The sequence below is a fragment of the Streptomyces olivochromogenes genome (genome assembly GCF_001514115.1).
GTDB lineage: Bacteria > Actinomycetota > Actinomycetes > Streptomycetales > Streptomycetaceae > Streptomyces > Streptomyces olivochromogenes.
Map to the genome: position 1 here is coordinate 209,702 of NZ_KQ948451.1, position 20,859 is coordinate 230,560.

Sequence of the window (20,859 nt, forward strand, 5' to 3'; positions counted from 1 at the left end):
CGAAACGAGGCGAGCCTCACGGCACAGGCCTGGGCATCTTCCGCTACGTCGTCGAGCGCACGATCGCCTGGCTCCACGGTTTCCGACGCCTTCGCATCCGCTGGGACCGACGCGACGACATCCACGAAGCATTCCTCGGACTCGCCGTCTGCCTGATCACCCACCGCCACGTACAACGGCTTTGTCAGGACCAGTTAGAGCCTGTCGAGTGGCCAGTTGATTACGCCGAGCATGGGCCGCTGACGGCCTCGGAGTTGTCACACTGGCACACACCACATGATCATTCCGGGGCCGTCGCCGTGCCTGGAGAGCAGATCGCAACCGTCACGCGTCTCTCATGACCAGGCACCCCGACACGCTTTCAGAGGAAGACGCGCGCCACCTCCAGCCACTTCTGAGCGTCCTTGCCGGTCGCCGTCATGTTGGTCTCGGACCAGGGGCGACGCCGGGTGACACACAGGCAGAAGTCGATAGCGCCGCCCTGTACCCGTTGCGCGGCAGCCTCGGGGCCCCACACCCAGGTCCGTCCGTCAGGTGCTGTCAGCTCGACGCGGAAGGGGTCCGCCGGCTCAGGCAGTCCGACGGCGGCGAAGGACAGCGCCCGTCCCAACACCCCCAGCGACGCCACGTGCTGCAGTCGATCCGTCGGGCGGTGCGCCACGCCCACAGCATCGAAGACGTCCTGCCCGTGGGCCCAGGTTTCCATCAGACGAAGGGGCGCCATCAGGGCCGGGGTCACCTTCGACATGTACCAGGGGAATGCGTGGTCCCATGGCGTGTCGCGCAGTGCCGCCGCCAGTTCCGCTCGGCCGGCCCGCCACTCGTCCAGGAGCACCGACCGCGGTTTGGCCGCTCCCGCGGCGGCGGCCTTGTCTGCGTACCCGCTGCCTTCGGCTTCCGCCCGCCTGAGCTCGCCGCCGAACGCGTCCGGAGTGCGTAAGGCGCTGAGTGCGTTCGCGTCCGCCCACGCGAGGTGGGCTATCTGGTGGGCGACCGTCCAGCCCGGTGCCGGTGTCGGTATGGACCAGTCGTCCACTGCCCTGACCAGGACGTCGAGCTCGTCGCCCTCAGCCACCAGCGCGGACAGGACACCGGCGTCATCTACATCGGGGACGGCGAGGTTGTAGTTCAACATGTGCGCCATGGTGCCACTCCGTCCTGACCAACGGCGGAGACGAAGTGTGCGGGCAGACTCCGATGTCGCCGGAGTCTGCCCACTCGGTGGTGGGGCCCGAGGCATCCCGGACATGTGGGTCCGGACCTGACGCACGTGCGCGCCGCGCCGATGGGCGGCCTTGTCCAGGGCGAGGACTACTGTGCGGCCCTGGGCGTCACCGCTCTCGCCCCCGGGATCCTGCTGCCAGTACCCGTGTACAGGTACCGCGAGTGGAACGGCCAGATGACAGCCCAGGTCGGATACGACCAGTTGGAGGAGGCGGCCCGAGAGCATGCCTGGGCGTACGGCCGCAGCCTGCGCGCCGTCCTGCGCCGCGAGGACCTGGTCCGTGGCTGACGCGCAGATCATTCTGTCGCACAGCCGGGAGTCCGGGGTCGTCGCCGTCGCCTCGGGCGAGCAGTACCCGTGGGCGCACACCGCCCTCGCGGAGAGCGGCTTCCAGCGGGACGACGAGGGCGTCTGGCACCTGCCCGCGGACGGCACCCGGACCACCGTGGTCGATCTGGTCACGTGCGCGAAGCGGCACCGCACCAGCGTGCACACGAGCAGCCGCCGGTTCATCGGCGACGCCGCCCGCGACCTCGCGCAACAACTACCCGGCCAGTGGCACGCCTCGGTCGAGATCTACTCGCACCCCGCCTGGCAGGATGACCTGGTTCCCTGGATCTGGGACAGCGGCGAACTCGGCCGCGCCGTCCAGAGCGAGCGCATCCCCTACGCCGCGCTCCTCACCGACACGGTGCAGGGCACCACACTGCTGTTCATCGAGCGCCCCGGCCGCCAACTCGACTACCTGGTAGGAGCCTTCGCCCCAGAGGGACTCGAAGAAGGCTACGGCGATCCCCACGCCCCGCGCAGCATCGTCCTGCCACCGTTCCCCGGACGGGCTGCCCAGGCCCTCACCGACCAGTATCTCCCCTCCTACGAGCAGGCCGTCCACGCCCGCCAGACTGCAGCCATCGCCGCCGCACTCGGGGACATCCGCTCCGAGCACGACACCTGGCAGACCATGAACGCCTCCGGCCGCTACTGCGACGCCACCCCGCTGAGCGCCGCCGCCCTCGGCGCCGCGACGGAGTTGTTCCTCGACCACGCCTGGCGCCGTTTCCTGACCGTCGTCGGCCACGCCCCGACGCTGCTCGACCGGTGCCGACCCGCGAGTAGCCCGTGGCCCGACGACGCCGCAGCCCTCTCCCGTCTGGCCGACGCCGTAATCGATGCCGAAGCCCTGCTCGACGAGATCGTCCACGGCGGTTCCGTGCCGGAGCAGGAGCGCCGAGCACGCGCCTGGCCGGCCATCAAGACGTGGCTCACCGACGGCCCAACGTTCTCGCGTCAGGCCCGCATCAGCGCTCCCCACCGTCGCCCGGCCCTGCCCGTCACCGCGCCAGCCCGTCCCCTCACCGCGGCCCGGCCCGCGCACCGCGGGCCCTGACCCTTCCGCCCCACGCCCCGAGGAGAACCCCGCCCCCTTGCGACCCGGCACCCACTTCGCGTTCGGCGACCACGAGGAACACGGCTTCGTGGTCTCCTTCACCGCCGACCTGCCCGCGCACCTCGCCCACTGGTACCTGGAGCGCGAGCAGTTCGAGCCCGTTCCCGGAGAACCCGGCCTGTAACGGCTCAGCGAGCCTGAGCGCGACGGAGTCCGCCGCACTCGCCAAGCCGTCCACGACCTGCGCCAACACGGCTACACCGTGCAGGCCGACATCCGCCTCGACCCGTCCCTCTCGGTCGGCCCGCCACGCCCCGCCCGGCCCAACGGACTCCAGGAGCGCCGCAGCCGTCTCGCCTGGGCCGCCGCCGGCCGAACGACGCAGCGCTCCGCACCGCCCGCTACCTCCCCGCCAGCGGCCCGGCCGATCCCACCGAAGCCCACCTACGCTCCGACCGTCCATTTGACAGCCGCGACCGGCGGGCGGTCCCGATGACACCCGCGAGCGGCCCGGCTCCCGAACTGGCCAACGGCGCACGCGACTTCCGCTTGCGGATGGCGGTCATCGACAGCGAGACCGAGGCCGCGCTCGACATGACACGCGACCGCTACGGCCGCACCGTCCACGCGGGCGCCGCCGCAGCCTCACGAGCCCACCGCGACAAGACGGCGGTAGAGGCGTACGCCACCCACCTCGCCCCGCACGCCGAGGCCCTCCTCGATTCCGCCCGCCTCGCGCTCGACGAGCTGCCACCCGCCCGGCACCTGACCGGGTGGCGGGCCGTCCTGGACGGCCTGGCTACCTCCGCCGCCGAGATCCGTCGAGCCCTCGACCGGCCGGCCGCCCCCGGCTCCCAGGCCGAACGCACTCAGCACGCGGCGCTGTGGCCCCATCTCACCCCTTGGGCGGACCACAGCTCCATCGCCAGCAACCTTGCCGACCAGCGCGACGGCCAGCACCACAAGGCTCCGCTGACCGACGAGGAACAACAGATGTGAACCGCGAGGGCCCAGGCCGCGCAGCGGCGCGGCGAGTTGGGACTGACCGAGTCGTGGTACGCCGCCGACGGGCAGCCGATCGCCCTCGCTTACCTGGTCGAGGACGACAACTCGACGGTGATCGCGCTGCGCGGCGATCCGGGGGTACCGGGCTGGCAGGTGATCGGGCACTACGCCCACGAGTACGAGGCGGGCAAGGCCCTGCCCGCTCCGGTCCCGCCCGGCATCCTGCGCGCGGACGTCTCCCGGTTCAACCGCCCGGCACCGGCCCCGGAGATGTCCCTGCAGGACCTCATCCTCGACGTCGTCGAAGGCCACACCGCCGGTGACGCATCGAACGCTCTCCTCGGAGCCGTCCAGCGCGGCTACGCCGCCGGCCCGATGGTCCGCCTGCAGGAACTCCTGGAAACGGGCAGCCAGTTCGCCAGCGCCCTGGAGAACGTGCAGGGCCGTCAGGTCGCCGCCCGCCTCTCAGCGCTGGGCCGGCAGATCGAGTTCCTCATCCGCGAAGTCGAAGAGGCGGCCGAAGACCTCGGCGCGACCGTCGCCGTCCTGCCCCCGCACCGCACCCTCGTGCTGCGCGCCCGGCCACGCCCGGCCGTGGACACCACCCCGCCCACGCCGCCACCCCGCGCCAACACGACCGCCCGCCACCGCTAGACCCCGAGAAAGCACCCGTTGTCTCCGACCGCGCCCCCGGCCCCGGCGCCGCGCATCACCTACGGCGCGGTGCTGGGCAGCCCGTACGTCGCCCGCCTCCTCGGCGGCACCCTCACCGGCCGACTCCCCAACGCATGGCGCCCGTCGCCATCCTCCCGTGGGCCACCACGAGCGGCAGCAGCATCGCCTTCGGCGGACTGCTCAGCGCTCTGTACGGGCTGTCCTCCTCGGTGGTGCAGCCGGTCAAGTGACGTCTCATGGACCGCCACGGGCAGACGGCCGTGCACCTTCCGGCCGCCGTGCTCAACGCGGCCTTCCTGGTGGCCCTTCCGCTGACCGGACCGTACAGCGGACCGGTCCTCGCCACGGCCATCGTCGTCGCCGGCGGTCTGACGACCCCGTCCCTGGAGGCAGGGCTGCGAGCCCTGTGGCCGAGCGTGCTGCTATGACGAAGATTGCTAGTTGGCATCGGGCGACGTTCGTGACCTGCACTGATGCCAACCAGCTTCCGCGGCCGGAAGCACAGAATCAGGGAGATGGTTGGCACTTTGGTACAGCGCAGGTCACGGTACCTGGGGCGACCGCGCCTCCGACATCGTTGTCGAAAGCGTGGCCTGCCCGAGGCGCGGCCCTACGGGATGCAGCACGCCCCGAGGGGACGGACGCCGGGGAGTGGGGTCGGCCTACGGCGTGTAGTGGGCGTCACTGCCGTACAGCTCCCTGGTGAACGCGGAGACATCGGCGCTGCGATCGGCGCCGTCGAGGTTGTACGTCAGGTAGACGCCGTACCCCTCACTGACCGTGCGGCGGGCAAGGTTGGCGGCCGTGCTTTGTGAGGTTCCGCCGATCTGGACGGCCGCCGGCGACAGCTTCGACTTGGGCAGGGCGATGCCGGGGACCTGCCAGGTGCCGTAGTACGGGTTCCAGGCGAAGTCGAACTTGGACGAGACGTCGACGCCGCCGTAGGACAGGCGCGACGCCGCCGGGCCGATGTTGTAAAGGCTGATGATCTTGTCCGGCATGTTGGCGCGCAGTGCCGACACCAGGTACACGAACGAGCTGGCGTTGGGCTGGCCGGTGCCGTTGTTGCCGTAGTCGGCGTACTCGTCGTCGAAGTCGATGCCGTCGAGGCCGTACTTCGCCACGGTGTCCGACAATTTTTTCGCGAACGTCGAAGCCGCCTGCTGGGAGGGGAAGTTGGCGAAGCCCGCGCCCTGGTGGTTGCCGAGCACCGACAGGACGACCTTGATGCCCTTCTGCTGCAACGGCCGTATCTGCGTGGCGGCGTTGTCGAGGACGCGTTGCACGTTCTCGTTGAAGTACAGGGTCGCCGCCTTCGTGCCCGTGTCGTAGTTGATGTTCGCCGCGAAGATCACTGCGACGTCGAAGACGTTGCCGCCGCCGTTGGCGAGGGTGTACTTGCCGACGTTCAGCATGCTGTTGTTGTTCACCTCGACGTACGCCACCGAGGTTGGTCCCTGTTTCGCGGGAGCGGGGGCCGCTGCCGCGCCGGTCGTGGCGGTCGCGCCTAAGGCGAGGGCCGTAATGGCCGAGAGCGCGAGCGCGGCCGTCCGTATTCTGCTCCGCACCGGAGTGAACATCGTTGATCGGTCTCCCATCGCATGGAGCGGCGCCCGACCTGTCCGCGAGCGCCGAGAAAGCCCCCCGGATCTTTCCGTTCCCGTGACCGAACCCCCAGAACCATCCGGGAACTCTTCACGACTCCCACTCACGTACGTCGCACCGTAACCCTGGTACCCGGCAAGGGAGTTACTAGAACGCTGCGCTGCCGCGCCGGCCCAGGCCGGCGACGGACTCGCCGGTGCAGCGCTGGCGGTCCTTCAGGGCATTCCGCAGGACGGGGATACAAGTAGCCATGTGAGGGTCTTTCGCGCCATCTCGGCCCCCGTACGACACGGCGTCGACAACTCAACTGACCACAGACGAACATGATCAAGGGAAAGCGTTCTGACCGCCTACGGCGAAATGCCAGAACGGGGGCGGCATATCGCGCGGCCGGGTGCTCCCAGGCCCTCGGTCACATTGGAGCAGCGGACGCAAGCGGCAGGCAAGTCACCACGCCGTCCGGGAAGGGCGCAATGTAGCAGCAGATCGCCGGTTGGCCAAACCGGCGATCACCCGCATCATTGATAGTCCACCGCCACGACCTGCCTGCCCGTCGTAAGGAACGCCCGAGACACAAAACTTGACTGCCCATGGGCGCCGTGAACGCGCCCATCAGACGTGTCACACCGCCGCGTGGCTCGCACGGAACAATTTCCGCGCGCGCTCGACATCGCGCCCGGTGCGAAGCTGCACCTCCAGATCGCCTGTCCCGTGATGGCCCAGGCCGGATACATCCCGAGTGAACCCCGGCACGAGGTCGATCGCTTTCGGGTCTACCTTGAGGTAGACGAGGACCTTGCTCCGCTGGGGCGGGCACACGCAGGCGAAGTTCCGCAGACGCTGATACGCCCGGTACTGCTTGCGATCCACTCGGTTGACGCCGTCTCCGAGACCGAGCAGCACCTCGTCGACCGAGTCGGCCACTTCGAGCGGCGCAAAGTCTCCATCGGAGCATGCGGCCGCGCGTTCGGCACCTCCTGCATCCACGAACACGCCTGCGTGCGCTGCCCGATGCTCTGGCCCGACCCCGCCCAGCGTGAGCAACTCGTCGAGATCCGCGACAACCTTCTCGCCCGCATCGCCGAGGCCGAACGCGAAGGATGGCTCGGCGAGGTCGAAGGGCTCAACGTCAGCCTCGCCGGAGCTGAGGAGAAACTCGCCCAGCTCGGCCGGAACTCCTCCAGTCGCAGCGTCGTTGACCTCGATTTCCCTGTGATCAGCGGCCCCGACTCCTCTACCTGCCAGCCCCGTTCATCGCAGGCGGAATGATGCCCGCGTTGCCGCAACGTCCCGCCCCATTGACCAACGGATTCAAGGATGAGGCAGAGGAACAGGCCGCTGTTCCTTTCCGGCCGCCGCCAGCCAGACGACACGAAGGGGAGCAGCGGCCATCCGTAGCGCTCGCCCGTCTTCTTGGGAATCCCCAACCTCGCGGAGTTCGCCGCGAGCACCGGCGACGCGGCTCAACCACAGGGGTGATCGCTCCACTGGAGCGGCACCTCAGGCCCCGGGTGTTGTGGACCTCGGGTCACGCCTCCCGCACGCTGACAGCGGCGCGGTGATGGCGAGGCGCCTCGATCTCGTCGAGAAGCGCGATCGCCAGGTCCTCATACGTAATTCGGCTGGCCGGGTCGCCATACTCGGCGATCCGGTACCGGCCGGCGCGTGTGCCCTCATGGTCGAAGTCGCCCGCCGGGGCCATGTACGTCCAGTCCAGGTCACACGTCCGCAACTCATCGAGGCCCGCCGCGTGGCCGAGAGAGAAGACGCGGAACTCGTCCGGGAAGCCGGGCTCGTCCATCAGGGGAACACCGGACGCACCGGGCATGACCGACGCGAGCCCGACCACCACCAGGCGGCGCACGCCCGCCTTCGCCAGGCCGGTGGCCAGAGCACGGGAAGACACGGGGAAGAACTCGTGCGGTGGCACGGACAGGGTCGCGGCGGCGCTGATGGCGGCGTCATGCCCGGCGGCCGCATGCTCGATGCTCACGGTGTCCGTGACGTCGCCCGCCACGACCCGCACGTCGGTCAGGTCGCTGTGGCTCGCGGGGTCGCGCACCACGGCGGTGACCTGGTGGCCGCGTCGGTGCGCCTCAACGACAGCCTGCCGCCCCGCCCGGCCGCCTGCGCCGAAGACCACGATGTTCATGAGAACCACCTCTCGACAGGGCCGGAGCCCGTGCGCCTCGGCCGGTTCTCGGACGCTATCGAAGGCCGTGGTTACTGCTGGGATACCGGGGTTAGGGTGAGGCCATGAGGGAACCCCTTGCCGCCGACATGTTCGACGAACTGTGCCCTTCCTCGCTCAACCCGATCCGATTCGGTGACAAGTGGGCGGCGTTCATCATCCGTTGCCTTGAGCACGGGCCGCGCCGGTTCTCAGAGCTGCGTGTGCCGCTGAGCCGCGTCACGCCCAAGGTCCTCACCCAGTCGCTGCGGTCCCTCGAGCGAGATGGTCTGGTCAAGCGCACCGTCTACGCCGAGGCCACCCCGCATGTCGAGTACGAACTGACGCCGCTGGGCCGCAGCATGCTCCAACCGATAGCCGTCGCCTGCGCCTGGACGGAGGAACACTGGGACGAACTGCTCAACGCCCGCGAGTCGTACGACGACGCCACGCGCCTCGACCGCGCCGGATAACGCGGCGCGAAGTGGTCCTGCGCTGCAAGAAGTCAGGCTCACACCGACCGCCGCTTACGGGCTGTCGGGCAGCGAATTGATCTCGGGTGTAGCTGTTCCAACGGCTCCGACCGAATGAACAGACGCGGGGAGGGCCGGATCCGCAGTCTCAGACGACTAGTTCAGAGAGGACGCCGGCGTCGACACCGCGCTTGTACTCGACGATGACCGGCGAGCCGTTCTCGTCCAGCCCGAGCGAATCGATCCGGCCCCCGTGCACCGCCCCGGTGCAGTGCTCGCTCGCCAGGAACCGGACGCCCAGCAGCGTCTCCATGTGGGTCTCGACGAGACCCTGTACATCTGCCTCGACCTCAGCAAGACGCGGCATGACCTCGGTCACGCCGCTTCTCGTAGTGTCCGTGCGAAACAGCTTCAGGCCCGACACCTTCCCCTCCTCGGCTCGGAGATCATCAACGCCGAGGGGGTGCGGGATTGTTTCCGCGACGGGCTGTGGAGACGTGAAGGTAGTGTGAGATCCTACGTACGCTGATGCTCCGGCGCGCGGGAGGTCGATCCGCAGCGGTTGAACGGCACCGCGTCTGGAGCAGGGCCGGGCAGCCGTCGTTCGTTCTAGCTCTGCGGCGCGCCGAACCACTGGGCAGCCGCCTGCTCGAACGCGTCGCGATCCGGGGCGGGCTCGCTCGCCCAGGCCACGACGCCGTCAGGCCGAATCAGCGCGGCACCCAGCCCGAGGTCGTCGCGCGCCGGGCCGGCCGCGTAGTGGATCCGGCCTTCCCACCCCTTGGCCGCGACCTGCAGCGCACGGTCGGTGCTGAAGTCGAGTACAACTCCCTGCCCCTGGCGCAGCAGTTCGCCGAGGCGAGTGCCGTCCTCGAAGCGGAAGTCCGGGGCGGTGCGGCCGATGAGGGGGTGTTCGCTGCCCAGGTCGTAGCGGTTGAACAGCCCCGACGTCTTTCGGTACACGTGGGTCGTTCCGTTGGTGGTGCTCATCAGATCGTGGACGAGTTGACGCAGCGCGGGGGCGTTGGGGCCCGGCTTCATGGTCGCGACCTGGGCGCGGGACCAGTCGAGCACGGCGGCGCCGACGGGGTGCCGCTCGGTGGTGTAGGTGTCGAGCAGACCCTCGGGAGCGGAGCCACGCACGGTGGAGGCGAGCTTCCAGCCGAGATTGACGGCGTCGCCGATGCCGAGGTTGAGGCCCTGGCCGCCCAGGGGCGAGTGGATGTGTGCTGCGTCGCCGGCTAGCAGCACCCGGCCCTCGCGATACGTCGTCGTCTGCATCGCGCGGTCCGTGAAGCTGGAGGCGAGATGGACCTCGCTCAGCGTCACGTCGGTGCCGCTGATGCGGCGCAGGACCGTCTGGAGGTGTTCACGGGTCAGCGGCTGGGAGCGGTCGAAGGTGCCGCCGTCGAAGTCCATCATGCCCAGGTACCCTTCGAGGGGCGTACGCAGATACATGCCGTTCGGCGTGAGGTTGAACCCGAGCGGCAGCTGCTCGGGATCGGCGAAGGTGACCTTGGCGACGTAGCCGGTGAACAGCGGCTCGGTGCCCACGAATTCGAAGCCGGCGAGCTGACGTACGGCGCTGCGCCCGCCGTCGCAGCCCACCAGCCAGCGCCCCTGGTACTCCTGGCAGCCTGCCGTGACGAGGACAGATTCGGTGTCCTGCGCCACGGCCGTGACGGGAGCGTTCCGGATGATCTCGGCTCCGAGCACGGTGGCCCGCTCGGACAGCACCGATCCGACCGCTTCCAGGCTCGTCATGAACCCCTCCATCGCCGGGCTGGGCAACCGAGACGGGAGGGCGGCTGTGTCGATGTCGGCCGCGTCGAGCGTCATGCCCGCGAAATGGCTCAGCTCACGAGGGTCGGGCGCCTCGACCGCTTCCGGATCCGCGCCCACCTTCTGCGGGTTGACTCCCGAAGCCTGCGCCATCGCTTCCAGGAGGCCGCGGCGGTAGAACGTCTCGGCCGACCCGGCGTTCAGGCCCCGCAGCCCGAGCGGGAACGCCTTCAGGGGCGAGGTGAGTTCCGGGTCCCGCTCAAGGACCAGAACCGAGCAGCCGGACAGGACCAGCTCGCTGGCCAAGAACAGACCAACCGGGCCGCCACCGGCGATCACGACGTCATGCATGAGAGGTGTCCTTTCGCGAAACGAACGATGGGGTCGCCCGGCCAGATCGGCCGGGGTCAGCACAGATGGGTGAGGCCGTCGAGGATGACGGCGATGCCGGTGAGGAACTGCTCGCGGTCGTCGTGCTCTCTCATCTGGCCGACGATGGCGTGCATGAACGGGTACGCCTCCGGGTCGAGCCCCTGCCATGCCGTCGACGCCGCGTCGAAGAACTCGTCGCGATCCCCGCTGGGGTCGATCCCTGAGGTGTCCCCCTCGATGCGGGCGTTTTGGCTGACGGCTCCGAGGATGTAGTGCACGAGCGTCGAGGCCGCGTCGAACCAGGAGGCTCGCGGCACGCCCAGAGCGCCCACCTGCCCGCCGATCCGCTCGAAGATCCCCACCGTCACCGGGCCGACCGGATTCCGGATGATCTGGAGGCTCAACCGCGTGGCGAGCCACTGATGTGCGGCGATCGCGTCGAACAGGGCCAGCGCGACGACACGGATCTCGTCCCCGGGCGTGGCCGCGGTCCCGGCGGGCCGGGTCGCCAGCGCCGCACCGATCACGGTTTCCGTCGCCGTGTCGAGCAGCTCGTCACGGGTGCCCACGTGGTAGTAGATCGCCCCGGAACCGGTGGACAGCCGTTCGGTCAGCGCCCGGATGGTCAGCGCGCTCTCGCCGCCCGCATCGAGCATCTCAACCGCAGTGTCGATGATCTGCTCCCGGGAGAGCACCTGGTTGCGCCGCTGTGGTCGGCGTGCTCGCGTCGTCATACCTCGACGATGCCACATTTGGTACAGCGATCCAAATTAGTGCGCCGTACCAAAGTGGCATACGGTCCCACTTTGGAACAGTGCATCAACGTGTTGGTCGGCCAACGCCGGCCGCAAGAGCAAAGGGGCGTCATGCACCACGTCACGATCGTCGGAGCCGGGCTCGGCGGACTCACGCTGGCCCGCGCCCTGCACGTCCACGGCATACCGGTCGCGGTCTACGAGGCGGAAGCCTCGCCCGAGGTGCCGACGAGCCCGCGTCGACCCGGTGCACCTGGGCGAGCGGCTGGGCGTGTTCACCATCATCGTGCTCGGCGAGGGCGTCGCCCAGCTCGTGATGGTGGGCTCCGAAGCAAACTGGGATCACACCCTGCGAGCGCTCGGGCTCGCCGGCTTCCTCCTGCTGGTGTCCATCTGGAGGCTCTCCCTCGTACACGGATACTGCGGGGTGCCCAACCTGCGCGAGGCCGCCCTCCCGCCGCGCCTGGTGCTGCTCCTTCACTGCCTCACCAACGGCGCCCTCACCGCTCCGCCGGCCGGCCTGGGCGCATCTCGCAACCGCCTGGGCTCCCGCAGCTGACGTGCCGGAGCCCGGTCGGGGTGATCACATCGAAGCTCGATCGTGCGAAACAGGGTGGGACTCCAAATGTGAGGGCGGGACAGGGAAGACCATGGAAGCCCAACACGCGGAACTTGACAGGCAACGCACCTGGGACGACGACAGCACCGTCGCCAACCACGAATCACTCACCCTTCGGGCACTCTTCGACCACGAGGCCCAAGGGCGCGATACCAATTGGACGCTCGCGGCGTACGAAACGCCGGTCAGCGAGCGCCTCTGGCACGCCACCGCCACAGCCTCCGCCCCCGCCGAGATCGTGCTCGCCATGCTCAACTCCGCGGCCGGCGAGTCAGCATGGGGACCGGCCGCCAGCCTCAGGGAGACCACCATCACGCAGGCGACGCGCCCGCTCGCCGACGCGGGCTGGAAGCAGACCATCGAAGGCCGCTACATCCGATGGGAGGCCGCCGGCGAAGAAGCCGCGGGCATCCAGTTCGACGCCTTCGCCGCAGGACAGCACCCCGGCAGCGCTCTGCCGACCTGGACCGTGTGGGGCGGCAACGCCGTCCACCAGCCCACCTGGGCCCTGGAACTGTCCGCGCACTTCCCGACCCTCCTTCTCCAGGACATCGCCTTCGAACTCGCCGAAGGTCAAGGCGTACGCACCGTTCGATCGACGCCTCCGGAAGGCCCGGCACTGCGCACGATCCAGGCCGACGTGACGCCCGCGCTACCGGCACCCCCAGGCGGGGCCGGTGACTGCCCACCCTGGCGAGGTGACGACGTCCTGGATCGGTTTGGGAGTCTTCACGGCTAGGGCGCGTATCGAGTCCTGATCAAGAGGTGGCCCCAGTGAGGATCAAGCTTTCCCACTAGGGTCGATCCCGTAGATCGCGCATAGCCTGATCTGCGCTCTCGGTGGCTCATACATGATGGCCCTGCGATCATCCATGCATGCTCATGCTCAACGACGAATTTGGACATCTTTCCTACGACCTAGTCGGTGACGGCTCGCCCGTCGTGCTCGTGCACGCCGGTGTCGCCGATCACCGCATGTGGGACGCGGTCGTGCCCGCACTCGCACAACGGCACACCGTGATCCGGTACGACCTGCGCGGCTTCGGCAGGTCCGCGCCCCCGAGTGGCTCCTTCCGCGAGACCGACGACCTGCGCCGTCTTCTGGACCATCTCGGCCACGAACGTGTCCGGCTCGTGGGCGCCTCCTGGGGCGGCCGCGTGGCCCTGGATTTCACGCTCACCCACCCGGACCGGGTGCACTCCCTCGCGATGCTCGCCGCGCCTTGGCCGCGCTACCACTGGTCCGAGGACATGATTGCGTACGACGAGGCCGAGACGGCGGCCCTGGAGGCGGGCGATGTGGACGCTGCCGTCCGCATCAACCTGGACATGTGGCTGCGCGGACCCGCCCGCGGCTGGGACGACGTGGCCGACGGACTGGCCGACCAACTCCGCGGCCCCTTGCGGACCTCGCTGGAGAATCAGGCCGTCGTGGGCGAGCACTCCCAGGGCCCCGCGACCGGCGACCTCGCTGCTATCTCCGTCCCCACTCTGGTGGGCGTTGGCAAGCTGGACGTCGCCGACTTCCAGGAGATCGCCCGCCGCTACGCCGCCGAGATCCCCGGCGCAACCCTGGTCGAGTTCGCCTCCGCGCACCTCATCGCCATGGACGCGCCCGCCGAACTCAGCGCGGCACTGACCCCGTTCCTCGCCCGTTAGGGCGTGTACCGACTCTTGATCAATCTACGGGATCGGCCCTTGCGGGAGGGCTTGATCCAGTAGGTCATCTCGAATGACGCGCGCGCAACTCATGGATGTGGAGCGGGAGTTCATCGGCCCGTAGCTGCCGATCGGCAGGCATGGCCCGTATCCCGAGCGGCTGCGGCACCAGTTCGAGGGTGTGATCTGGCGGTTCCGGACCGGCGGGCAGTGGCGGGAGATGCCGGCCGAGTTCGGCGCCTGGGCGACCGTGTCCAACCGCTTCCGGCAGTGGCGCGATGCCGGTGTCTTCGAGGCCCTGCTGGAGGGAATGACCGCGGAGGCCGCGAAGCAGGGCGAGGTGGACGTCTCCCTGGTCAGTGTCGACTCCACCACCGCGCGCGCTCACCACGACGCTGCCGGGATGCACTTGGACGAAGACGTCCTCACCGCCCTCGAGAAGGCTGCCGCCGAGGAGGAGAAGCCTAGGTCAAAAGGGGCAGCCTCGAAGGACGAAACGGGCAGAACGCCGGGACCGATCCCGTACAGGGAGAGCGACGACGCGTCCGGCGACGGCGAAAAGTCCGACTGAAGGCCGCTCTCCTGGGACGCTCGCGGGGTGGACAGACCAACAAGGTCCATCTCGCCGCCGACCGCAAGTGCCGCCCGCTGGCATTCGTCCTGACCGCAGGTCAGGACGCGGATAGCCCGCAGCCCTGCCCCCGGAACAGCAAAGCAACTGAGACCGCTGGTCGGGTCCCCCTCCCAAGATCCGGACCATACCCGGGCCAACCTCTCCCCATATCCAGCCACACAGCGCATTTATGCTGGTCAGAACCATGCAGATGGTGTACCACCAGCAGACGAAGAGCCTACTGGCACTATGCGCAGGTGGCGGAGAAAGACCGCTCGGCAATTCCCGGCAACTTGCCACACCCGCGCATCCAGGAGACTGCCTGACCAGCGGCGCAATGCGCCTGATGACCCATCAGAATGAGCGACAAGATGCCTTGCAGAGCGTCATTTCAGCGTCAATATATCGCCCGTAACACCCACAGCAGACATAACACACACCACCCGAACTTGCAGGCCAGGCGCCCTTTGTGATGGGTTCTAGGATCGCCACGCACTCCACATGATGGGCCATCGGAAACATGTCGGCGGAGCGGAGCAGGACCTCGACCAGCGCAAAATTCCCCAAGGCATGGCCGACCGATCACCATCACTCGCGGTTCACGAAGTGCACCAGTTGACCGCGGCTTCCCGGCCCGTCCCCACCGCCTGGGACGCGGCGGGGACGATCGCGCTGACCGCCGCCCACACCGCCGCCCAGGCCCGCCAGCCGCTCCTCGCCCAGGACTGAGCCACCCTGGCCGAGCAGACAGCCCGACGCCTGGCCCGCACTCACACGACCGGACCCCGCCACGAGTTGTCGGTGACCCAGTGCACGCTCTACCAAATCGGGATCCACCACGAACTCAGCGACACCGACCTCGCCCACGCAACCCTGCCCACCCCCGATCGCCGGCCCGCGCCGCAACGGACACCGCCCGCCCTGCTCACCGCTGGCGACCCGGCCAGCGCCTTCACCTAGGCGGTTTCGTTTGGATCACCTGGCTGACCAGAGGAAGATGCTCGCAACGTGGAGTCCGGCCAGGTAGATGGCTGCCGTCTTCTCGTAGCGGGTGGCGATGCCTCGCCACTGTTTCAAGCGGTTGATGCAGCGTTCGACCGTGTTGCGTTGCTTGTAGGTCTCGCGGTCGAAGGCGGGTGGCCTGCCACCCCGGCTGCCGCGTCGCAGACGGTGGCCGCGTTGATCGGCCGGCACGGGGATGACCGCCCGGATGCCGCGTCGCCCGAGGTGTTCACGGATGGCCCGCGACGAATACGCCTTGTCTGCGAGGACTGCCGCTGGCCGGGTCCGGGGCCGTCCACGCCGTCGGGGAACACGCAGCCGCGCCATCACGTCAGCAAAGGCAGGCGCGTCACCGGCCTGTCCGGCGGTGAGATGGAAGGCCAGGGGCCGGCAGTTGCCATCGGCCGCGAGATGGATCTTCGTGGTCAGTCCGCCACGGGACCGGCCGATGGCGTGGTCGTACGGCTCGTCGGCCGGGGTCCCTTTTTGCGGGCTCCGGCCGCGTGCTGATGGGCTCGCACGATCGTGGAGTCCACCGAGACGACCCAGTTCAGCTCCTCGTCGGCGTCGGCCTGTGCCACAAGCGCGGTGAACACCCGCTCCCATGTGCCATCGGCGGACCACATCCGCAGCCGGTTGTAGACCCCCCGCCAGTTGCCGTACTTCTCCGGCAGCTGCACCCACTGTGCCCCGATCTGAAACTTCCAGGCGATGGCGTCGATCACCTCTCGGTGGTCCCGCCACCGGCCACCCCGCTTCAGTGTCCGGTCCGGAAGCAACGGCTCGATCCCAGGACATCACCCGGGCAGCCATCGCTTCCGGCTCTGACGGAAGAGGGGTGAGACCGAAGTGGTCTTCCAGCTCATGCCGCAGGAACTCACCGATCTCCGCCTGGTCGCCCCCCCCCAGAAGAAACCGCCTACACCAGCCCCGCTCACCTGTGGCTGGGTAGCACCGCCGAAAACCGCGCTGAATGGGCCAGTCGGCACTGCACCACCACAGGCCCGCTCGCAGAACTCCGCGGGGCTGCTGGACGCACCCGCCTTATCGCCGCCGCCCGGGCTTGCTGCCGGAGAGGACCCAGCACGATCGGAGACCGGAATCACGCAGCAGAAGCCGCAGGACTCCCCTCTCACCTTGCGGGGGCGCCGCAGTTTTCGTGGCTGGCCGCGGTTGGGGCGGAGCCCGCTCGCCTCTTGGAGCGGCCTACCGCGCACCAGGTTGTTCAGCTCGGTGATCGCGGTCCCTGCGTGTGGTGCTCACGCTCTCCCGTCGTCGCTTTCCCGGTCGCCGTCGGCGAGGTGCTCGCCCTGGCGAACGGGCGCGTGGGCTCCGCAGGGTCGGAAGCGGGCGAGGTATGCCGGGCTTGGGCCGCGGCGCTCGGTCAGGTGGAGGCCGGCGGCGTCGGCGAGCCGGTGCAGCCGGCCGAAGGGGATCCAGTGCCGGTCGAAGAACTCACCGATCACCAGCCGCCCGCCTGGTGCCAGCACCCGTGCCGCCTCGCGCAGTACCCGATCCGGCTCGGGGATCTCGCCGAGCGCGGTCACGGCGTATACGGCGTCGAATGTCCCGTCGGCGTAGGGCAGTTCACGTGCGTCCGAGCGGGTGGGCCTGATCGTCGCCAGGGCGTCGCGCTCGGCGCGGCACATCACGTGGTCGAGCATCTCCTGCTGGATGTCGAGCACATCGAGCCGTCCCTCCGGCCCGAGCTGCGGGGCGACGTGCAGCGACTGCAGGCCCGTCCCCGGGCCGATCTCCAGGATCCGCTCCCCCAGCCGCGGCCGCAGTACGGCGTCCATCCGGTCGGCGGTCAGGAACGGCAACGGCACGTCGAGCAGGCCGCGTTGGGCGTACGGATAGGGCGCCGTGTCGCCCAGCCACCAGGCGGCGGCCAACGCGGCGCCCGCGCCGGCGGCGACCGCCCAGCGGGTCCGGGCCAGGATCGGGGCGACGGGGGCGGTGGTGATGCGGTGCATGGTGTTCTCCGGTGGATCGATTCGGTCCGTGGTACGTAGTCGGGCGGTCGGCGTCACGCGGGCCGGCTCAGCGCCCGCAGCGCCAGCCGGCCGCACAGCGCGGCGAGCGGCAGCTCGGCGCCGAGCGCCATGGCGACCGCGGTGACGAAGTCGCCGCCCGGGGCCGCGGTCGTGGTGTCGAACCAGGCGTCCACCACAAGCAGCGTCGCGGTCGCGGCGGCTGCCAGGGCGTGCCGCCGGTCGCCGCGGGCGGCGAGGAGGCCGGTGGCGATCAGGCCGAGCGCCTCCAGCGCGTCGAGCCCGACCCAGGCGACCGGCCAGTGCGCCGCGGTCGCGGTGGCCGGCAGGCCGGTGGCCAGCACGTACAGCCACGGCAGCAGGGCGAGCCCGCAGGCGACCAGCAGCCACCCGGCCCGCCGCATGCCCCGCGCCGGGCGCGGCTCCTCCGCCTCTTCGTGGAGCGGGATGACCTCGGCGCGGTCGAAGTCCTCGGCGCCGGCCACTTCCTCATCGCGCAACACCAGTTGACGCATCGTCTTCCCCCGCTCCCCGCCGGCTCTCCCCTTCACGTGCTCCACCCTCCGCCGCACACCAGGGCGCCGTCAGTCACGCAGGGTTCCGACCCGGGGTGGAGATAAGTGCACCCCCGAACCGGGCGGGAGCGTCATGGCACGGGGATGGCCTGCGGCTTTACCGTTTGACGCATGCAACTCACGACGTGGCTGCAGCTGGTGCTGGGCCGGCCGTTCCGCAGGGCGGGACACCGGACCGCGCTCGTCGCCGCCGGCCTGCCGCTCCACCTCGCCGTGGTGCCACTGTGGCTCTGGCTGCTCGGCACGATGGCGGCGTTGGTGCCGGCCGTGACTCCGCTGCCCGTGCTGCTCACGCTCGTGGCGCTGCCCGTGCTGCTCACGCTCGTGGTGACACCCCTGCTGACCGTCGGGCAGCGGCGGCGCTACCGGGCGCTCGTCGGCAAGGACCTCCCGCGCCCCGCCGTACCCGGGCCGGGACGCAACTGGAAGTCGGCGGTGCGCCGGCTGACCGGCCGGGCCTTGTGGCGGCAGGTCTGCTACCACGCCGTGGCGGGTCCACTGCTCGCCGTCCTGGACCTCGCCGTCCTCGCCGTCTGGGCCGTCGCTCTCGTGGCCGCCTCCATCTACGTGTGGATCTGGGCGCTGCCCCCGCAGTGGCGGGTCACCGACGTCGGGTACACCACGCAGGCCGCGTACATCACCGCCGGCGGTCTCGCCCTGCTGTTCCTCGGGCCCCGACTGACCGGCGCTCTGGTGCGGCTGGAGACCCGGGCGGCCGAGGTCCTGCTCGGCCCCAGCCGCACGGAGAAGCTCGCCCGCCGGGTCGCCGACCTCGCCGAGAGCCGGGCCGGCGTGCTCGACGCCGCCGACGCCGAGCGGCGGCGGATCGAGCGCGACCTGCACGACGGCGCACAGCAGCGCCTCGTCTCACTCGCCGTCAACCTGGGCCTGGCCAGGTCCACCCTCGGCGACCTGCCGGAGGACGCCCGCAAGGTGATCGACGAGGCGCACCGCGAGGCGAAGGAGGCGATCGCCGAGCTGAACAACCTGGTGCGCGGCCTGCATCCGGCCGTCCTTGAGGACCGCGGCCTCGACGCCGCGCTGTCCGGGGTCGCCGCCCGCCTCCCGATCCCGGTGCGCGTGGCGGTGGACCTGCCGCAGCGCCCCTCACCCACGGTCGAGGCCGTCGCGTACTTCGTGGTCTCCGAAGCCCTGACGAACGTGGTCAAACACGCCCAGGCGACCCGGGCGGACGTGACCGTGGAGCGGATCGGGGAGACACTGCTGGTGGTCGTCGCGGACGACGGAGCGGGCGGCGCGGATCTAGCGGCGGCCGGCCGCACCGGGCTCGCCGGGCTCGCCAAGCGCGTCGCGTCCGTCGACGGCACGTTTTCCTGCCGCAGCCCCGCCGGGGGCCCGACCGTCATCACCGTGGAGCTGCCGTGCGCGCCGTGATCGCCGAGGATTCCCTCTTGCTGCGCATCGGCGTGGTCAAGGTGCTGGAGGCGGCCGGCTTCGAGATGTGCGCGCAAGTCGCCGACGCAGAAGGGCTGCTGGCGGCCGTCGAGGAGCACCGGCCCGACATCGCCGTGGTCGACGTGCGTATGCCGCCTGGCTTCACCGACGAGGGAGTGCGCGCCGCGCTGGTGATCCGCCGCCAGTACCCGCGTACCGCCGTGCTCCTGCTGTCGCAGTACGTGGAGGAGCGGTACGCCGCCGATCTGCTCGCCGCCAACACCTCGGGCGTCGGCTATCTGCTCAAGCAACGGGTCGCCGACGTCGAGGAGTTCGCCGAGGCGGTACGCCGGGTGGCGGCCGGCGGCACCGCGCTCGACCCGCAGGTCGTCGCGCAGCTGCTGGTGCGCCGGCACAGCGATCCGCTCGACCGGCTGACACCGCGCGAACGGGAGGTGCTGGAGCTGATGGCGGGCGGCCGGTCCAACTCCGGCGTCGCCGCCGAGCTGGTCGTGAGCGAGAGCGCGGTCGCCAAGCACATCAACAGCATCTTCACCAAGCTCGACCTGCCCAAGGCCGACGCCGACCACCGCCGCGTCCTAGCGGTGCTGCGCTTCCTGGGCGTTGCGACCGCATAGTGCGCGATCACGCCCGCATGCCCAGTCGACAACGGTGCTGAGCAGCACTTAGTGGGGAATGCGGCGCCTTCGGACAGGTGCTCTCCACCAGGCTTTGCCGCGCTGGGTGCCGAAGGCGGTGGCCGTCGTGCGCAGGGCCATGGCATGGGTGGGGCTGGTCATCGCTGGTGTCCTCGCAGTCTTCGGGGTTGGGCGCGGTGGCTCGGGCTGGTCGGTCGGCTGTTGTCCGGAGCGGACGTGATGTCAGGGCGGTCGTCGCGTCAGCGCCTTCGTCCCGGGTTCGGCGGCGCCGGTGCGTGGGAGTCGGCCGGAGCCGGGGAGGGCTGGCCGGGAGCGGCCGAGGCCGCCTGTGGGCTGCGCGTTCGGGCGGCGAGAACGCGCTGCTCGGCGAGGTCCGCCTGGCCTTCCATCTCACCGCCGGACAGGCCGGTGACGCGCCTGCCTTCGCTGACGTGATGGCGCGGCTGCGTGTTCCCCGACGGCGTGGACGGCCCCGGACCCGGCCAGCGGCAGTCCTCGCAGGCAAGGCGTATTCGTCGCGGGCCATCCGTGAACACCTCAGGCGGCGCGGCATCCAGGCGGTCATCCCCGTGCCGGCCGATCAACGCGGCCACCGTCTGCGACGCGGCAGCCGGGGTGGCAGGCCACCCGCCTTCGACCGCGAGACCTACAAGCAACGCAACACGGTCGAACGCGTAACCTGTGCGTGGCGGTCGCGATCATCGGCTGTGCGAAAGATCATCACGTATGGCCGCTGGATCTGGTGTGCTCCGGGGGCCGGCATTCTCGGTAGCGTGGCCATCTGCTGCATGGAGTGTCCATGTGTCCGGCTGGTCCGTGCGACGGCTTCCGACGGAGAGTGATGAGGCTGCAATGAGTGAACTGACGAGGCCCGAGGTCGACGTTCCGGAGGGT

General features: G+C 69.8%; 17 protein-coding genes and 10 pseudogenes. 17 read left to right on the forward strand and 10 right to left on the reverse strand.

Annotated elements, in window-relative coordinates:
• Positions 1-158: pseudogene (locus AQJ27_RS51575) on the forward strand (transposase); the annotation flags it as partial.
• A 203-nt stretch (positions 159-361) separates the two neighbouring features.
• On the opposite strand, the gene AQJ27_RS00975 reads toward AQJ27_RS51575, so the two are convergent.
• On the reverse strand, positions 362-1,144 hold the full coding sequence (locus AQJ27_RS00975; protein ID WP_079064720.1) for a TIGR03084 family metal-binding protein: 783 nt from the start codon (positions 1,142-1,144) through the stop codon (positions 362-364).
• A gap of 72 nt (positions 1,145-1,216) precedes the next feature.
• Between AQJ27_RS00975 and AQJ27_RS00980 the strand changes: the two are divergent.
• The 5 genes and pseudogenes from AQJ27_RS00980 to AQJ27_RS01000 form a co-directional block, all read left to right on the forward strand.
• A pseudogene (locus AQJ27_RS00980) lies at positions 1,217-1,513 on the forward strand (glycosyltransferase); the annotation flags it as partial.
• Positions 1,506-2,612, forward strand: coding sequence for a hypothetical protein (locus tag AQJ27_RS00985; RefSeq protein WP_067360210.1), 1,107 nt, complete (start codon positions 1,506-1,508; stop codon positions 2,610-2,612). The pseudogene AQJ27_RS00980 and the gene AQJ27_RS00985, both read left to right, overlap by 8 nt.
• Positions 2,613-2,649: 37 nt before the next feature.
• A pseudogene (locus tag AQJ27_RS00990) lies at positions 2,650-3,108 on the forward strand (hypothetical protein).
• Positions 3,105-4,271 (forward strand): annotated as a pseudogene (locus AQJ27_RS00995) (hypothetical protein). Before AQJ27_RS00990 ends, AQJ27_RS00995 begins: the two co-directional pseudogenes overlap by 4 nt.
• Positions 4,272-4,528: 257 nt before the next feature.
• Positions 4,529-4,720 (forward strand): hypothetical protein, encoded by a 192-nt coding sequence (locus AQJ27_RS01000; RefSeq protein ID WP_067360212.1) that lies wholly within the window; start codon positions 4,529-4,531, stop codon positions 4,718-4,720.
• A gap of 234 nt (positions 4,721-4,954) precedes the next feature.
• On the opposite strand, the gene AQJ27_RS01005 is transcribed toward AQJ27_RS01000, so the two are convergent.
• Together AQJ27_RS01005 and AQJ27_RS58345 are read right to left on the reverse strand one after the other, a co-directional pair.
• Positions 4,955-5,872 (reverse strand): endo-beta-N-acetylglucosaminidase H, encoded by a 918-nt coding sequence (locus AQJ27_RS01005; RefSeq protein ID WP_067360214.1) that lies wholly within the window; start codon positions 5,870-5,872, stop codon positions 4,955-4,957.
• 646 nt (positions 5,873-6,518) lie between these two features.
• Positions 6,519-6,818: pseudogene (locus AQJ27_RS58345) on the reverse strand (transporter); the annotation flags it as partial.
• Positions 6,819-6,908: 90 nt separating this feature from the next.
• Between AQJ27_RS58345 and AQJ27_RS51585 the strand changes: the two are divergent.
• The gene (locus AQJ27_RS51585) at positions 6,909-7,166 is read left to right on the forward strand and encodes a hypothetical protein (protein WP_235613423.1); all 258 of its coding nucleotides are present in this window, start codon (positions 6,909-6,911) and stop codon (positions 7,164-7,166) included.
• Positions 7,167-7,425: 259 nt separating this feature from the next.
• Here the strand turns inward: AQJ27_RS51585 and AQJ27_RS01015 are convergent, their stop codons facing one another.
• Positions 7,426-8,049, reverse strand: a complete 624-nt coding sequence (locus AQJ27_RS01015; protein WP_067360218.1) for an NAD(P)-dependent oxidoreductase — start codon at positions 8,047-8,049, stop codon at positions 7,426-7,428.
• A gap of 104 nt (positions 8,050-8,153) precedes the next feature.
• On the opposite strand from AQJ27_RS01015, the gene AQJ27_RS01020 reads away from it, so the two are divergent.
• On the forward strand, positions 8,154-8,540 hold the full coding sequence (locus AQJ27_RS01020; protein WP_067360220.1) for a winged helix-turn-helix transcriptional regulator: 387 nt from the start codon (positions 8,154-8,156) through the stop codon (positions 8,538-8,540).
• 160 nt (positions 8,541-8,700) lie between these two features.
• Here AQJ27_RS01020 and AQJ27_RS01025 read toward each other — a convergent pair.
• The 3 genes and pseudogenes from AQJ27_RS01025 to AQJ27_RS01035 all read right to left on the reverse strand — a co-directional run.
• Positions 8,701-8,964: pseudogene (locus tag AQJ27_RS01025) on the reverse strand (DUF5655 domain-containing protein); the annotation flags it as partial.
• A 185-nt stretch (positions 8,965-9,149) separates the two neighbouring features.
• Complete coding sequence (locus AQJ27_RS01030; RefSeq protein ID WP_067360224.1) at positions 9,150-10,673, reverse strand: FAD-dependent monooxygenase; 1,524 nt, start codon at positions 10,671-10,673, stop codon at positions 9,150-9,152.
• A gap of 56 nt (positions 10,674-10,729) precedes the next feature.
• A complete protein-coding gene (locus tag AQJ27_RS01035) occupies positions 10,730-11,428 on the reverse strand; it encodes a TetR/AcrR family transcriptional regulator (RefSeq protein WP_067360226.1) in 699 nt (232 codons plus the stop codon).
• Between the two features lie 132 nt (positions 11,429-11,560).
• On the opposite strand from AQJ27_RS01035, the pseudogene AQJ27_RS60470 reads away from it, so the two are divergent.
• The 6 genes and pseudogenes from AQJ27_RS60470 to AQJ27_RS56235 all read left to right on the forward strand — a co-directional run.
• Positions 11,561-11,656, forward strand: a pseudogene (locus AQJ27_RS60470) (NAD(P)-binding protein); the annotation flags it as partial.
• Between the two features lie 40 nt (positions 11,657-11,696).
• Positions 11,697-12,008 carry a low temperature requirement protein A gene (locus tag AQJ27_RS01040; protein WP_067360228.1) on the forward strand — a complete coding sequence of 104 codons (312 nt, stop codon included), beginning with the start codon at positions 11,697-11,699 and terminating at the stop codon, positions 12,006-12,008.
• A gap of 91 nt (positions 12,009-12,099) precedes the next feature.
• Positions 12,100-12,807 (forward strand): DUF317 domain-containing protein, encoded by a 708-nt coding sequence (locus AQJ27_RS01045; RefSeq protein ID WP_067360230.1) that lies wholly within the window; start codon positions 12,100-12,102, stop codon positions 12,805-12,807.
• A 137-nt stretch (positions 12,808-12,944) separates the two neighbouring features.
• Positions 12,945-13,727, forward strand: coding sequence for an alpha/beta fold hydrolase (locus tag AQJ27_RS01050; RefSeq protein ID WP_067360233.1), 783 nt, complete (start codon positions 12,945-12,947; stop codon positions 13,725-13,727).
• A gap of 124 nt (positions 13,728-13,851) precedes the next feature.
• Positions 13,852-14,486, forward strand: a pseudogene (locus AQJ27_RS54520) (transposase); the annotation flags it as partial.
• 655 nt (positions 14,487-15,141) lie between these two features.
• The gene (locus tag AQJ27_RS56235) at positions 15,142-15,300 is read left to right on the forward strand and encodes a hypothetical protein (RefSeq protein ID WP_159064308.1); all 159 of its coding nucleotides are present in this window, start codon (positions 15,142-15,144) and stop codon (positions 15,298-15,300) included.
• 15 nt (positions 15,301-15,315) lie between these two features.
• On the opposite strand, the pseudogene AQJ27_RS51595 reads toward AQJ27_RS56235, so the two are convergent.
• The 3 genes and pseudogenes from AQJ27_RS51595 to AQJ27_RS01080 all read right to left on the reverse strand — a co-directional run bounded on the left by AQJ27_RS51595 (position 15,316) and on the right by AQJ27_RS01080 (position 17,887).
• Positions 15,316-16,130: pseudogene (locus AQJ27_RS51595) on the reverse strand (IS5 family transposase).
• 471 nt (positions 16,131-16,601) lie between these two features.
• Positions 16,602-17,318 (reverse strand): class I SAM-dependent methyltransferase, encoded by a 717-nt coding sequence (locus tag AQJ27_RS01075; RefSeq protein ID WP_096239674.1) that lies wholly within the window; start codon positions 17,316-17,318, stop codon positions 16,602-16,604.
• A gap of 53 nt (positions 17,319-17,371) precedes the next feature.
• Positions 17,372-17,887 carry a hypothetical protein gene (locus AQJ27_RS01080; RefSeq protein WP_067362581.1) on the reverse strand — a complete coding sequence of 172 codons (516 nt, stop codon included), beginning with the start codon at positions 17,885-17,887 and terminating at the stop codon, positions 17,372-17,374.
• Positions 17,888-18,022: 135 nt separating this feature from the next.
• On the opposite strand from AQJ27_RS01080, the gene AQJ27_RS01085 reads away from it, so the two are divergent.
• The 3 genes and pseudogenes from AQJ27_RS01085 to AQJ27_RS51605 form a co-directional block, all read left to right on the forward strand.
• Entirely contained in the window at positions 18,023-19,306 is a 1,284-nt protein-coding gene (locus tag AQJ27_RS01085; protein ID WP_067360241.1) for a sensor histidine kinase, read from the forward strand.
• Complete coding sequence (locus tag AQJ27_RS01090; protein ID WP_067360243.1) at positions 19,294-19,944, forward strand: response regulator transcription factor; 651 nt, start codon at positions 19,294-19,296, stop codon at positions 19,942-19,944. The genes AQJ27_RS01085 and AQJ27_RS01090 overlap by 13 nt, the downstream gene beginning before the upstream one ends.
• Positions 19,945-20,246: 302 nt before the next feature.
• A pseudogene (locus tag AQJ27_RS51605) lies at positions 20,247-20,639 on the forward strand (transposase); the annotation flags it as partial.
• Positions 20,640-20,859: the final 220 nt, after the last annotated feature.

What these genes read in the sequence shown, in the direction of transcription:
- AQJ27_RS00975 (WP_079064720.1), bottom strand. Translation starts at nt 1,144, where the DNA reads ATGGCGCACATGTTGAACTACAACCTCGCCGTCCCCGATGTAGATGAC.
- AQJ27_RS01000 (WP_067360212.1), top strand. Translation starts at nt 4,529, where the DNA reads ATGGACCGCCACGGGCAGACGGCCGTGCACCTTCCGGCCGCCGTGCTC.
- AQJ27_RS01005 (WP_067360214.1), bottom strand. Translation starts at nt 5,872, where the DNA reads ATGTTCACTCCGGTGCGGAGCAGAATACGGACGGCCGCGCTCGCGCTC.
- AQJ27_RS51585 (WP_235613423.1), top strand. Translation starts at nt 6,909, where the DNA reads ATGCTCTGGCCCGACCCCGCCCAGCGTGAGCAACTCGTCGAGATCCGC.
- AQJ27_RS01015 (WP_067360218.1), bottom strand. Translation starts at nt 8,049, where the DNA reads ATGAACATCGTGGTCTTCGGCGCAGGCGGCCGGGCGGGGCGGCAGGCT.
- AQJ27_RS01020 (WP_067360220.1), top strand. Translation starts at nt 8,154, where the DNA reads ATGAGGGAACCCCTTGCCGCCGACATGTTCGACGAACTGTGCCCTTCC.
- AQJ27_RS01030 (WP_067360224.1), bottom strand. Translation starts at nt 10,673, where the DNA reads ATGCATGACGTCGTGATCGCCGGTGGCGGCCCGGTTGGTCTGTTCTTG.
- AQJ27_RS01035 (WP_067360226.1), bottom strand. Translation starts at nt 11,428, where the DNA reads ATGACGACGCGAGCACGCCGACCACAGCGGCGCAACCAGGTGCTCTCC.
- AQJ27_RS01045 (WP_067360230.1), top strand. Translation starts at nt 12,100, where the DNA reads ATGGAAGCCCAACACGCGGAACTTGACAGGCAACGCACCTGGGACGAC.
- AQJ27_RS01050 (WP_067360233.1), top strand. Translation starts at nt 12,945, where the DNA reads ATGCTCATGCTCAACGACGAATTTGGACATCTTTCCTACGACCTAGTC.
- AQJ27_RS01075 (WP_096239674.1), bottom strand. Translation starts at nt 17,318, where the DNA reads ATGCACCGCATCACCACCGCCCCCGTCGCCCCGATCCTGGCCCGGACC.
- AQJ27_RS01085 (WP_067360241.1), top strand. Translation starts at nt 18,023, where the DNA reads ATGCAACTCACGACGTGGCTGCAGCTGGTGCTGGGCCGGCCGTTCCGC.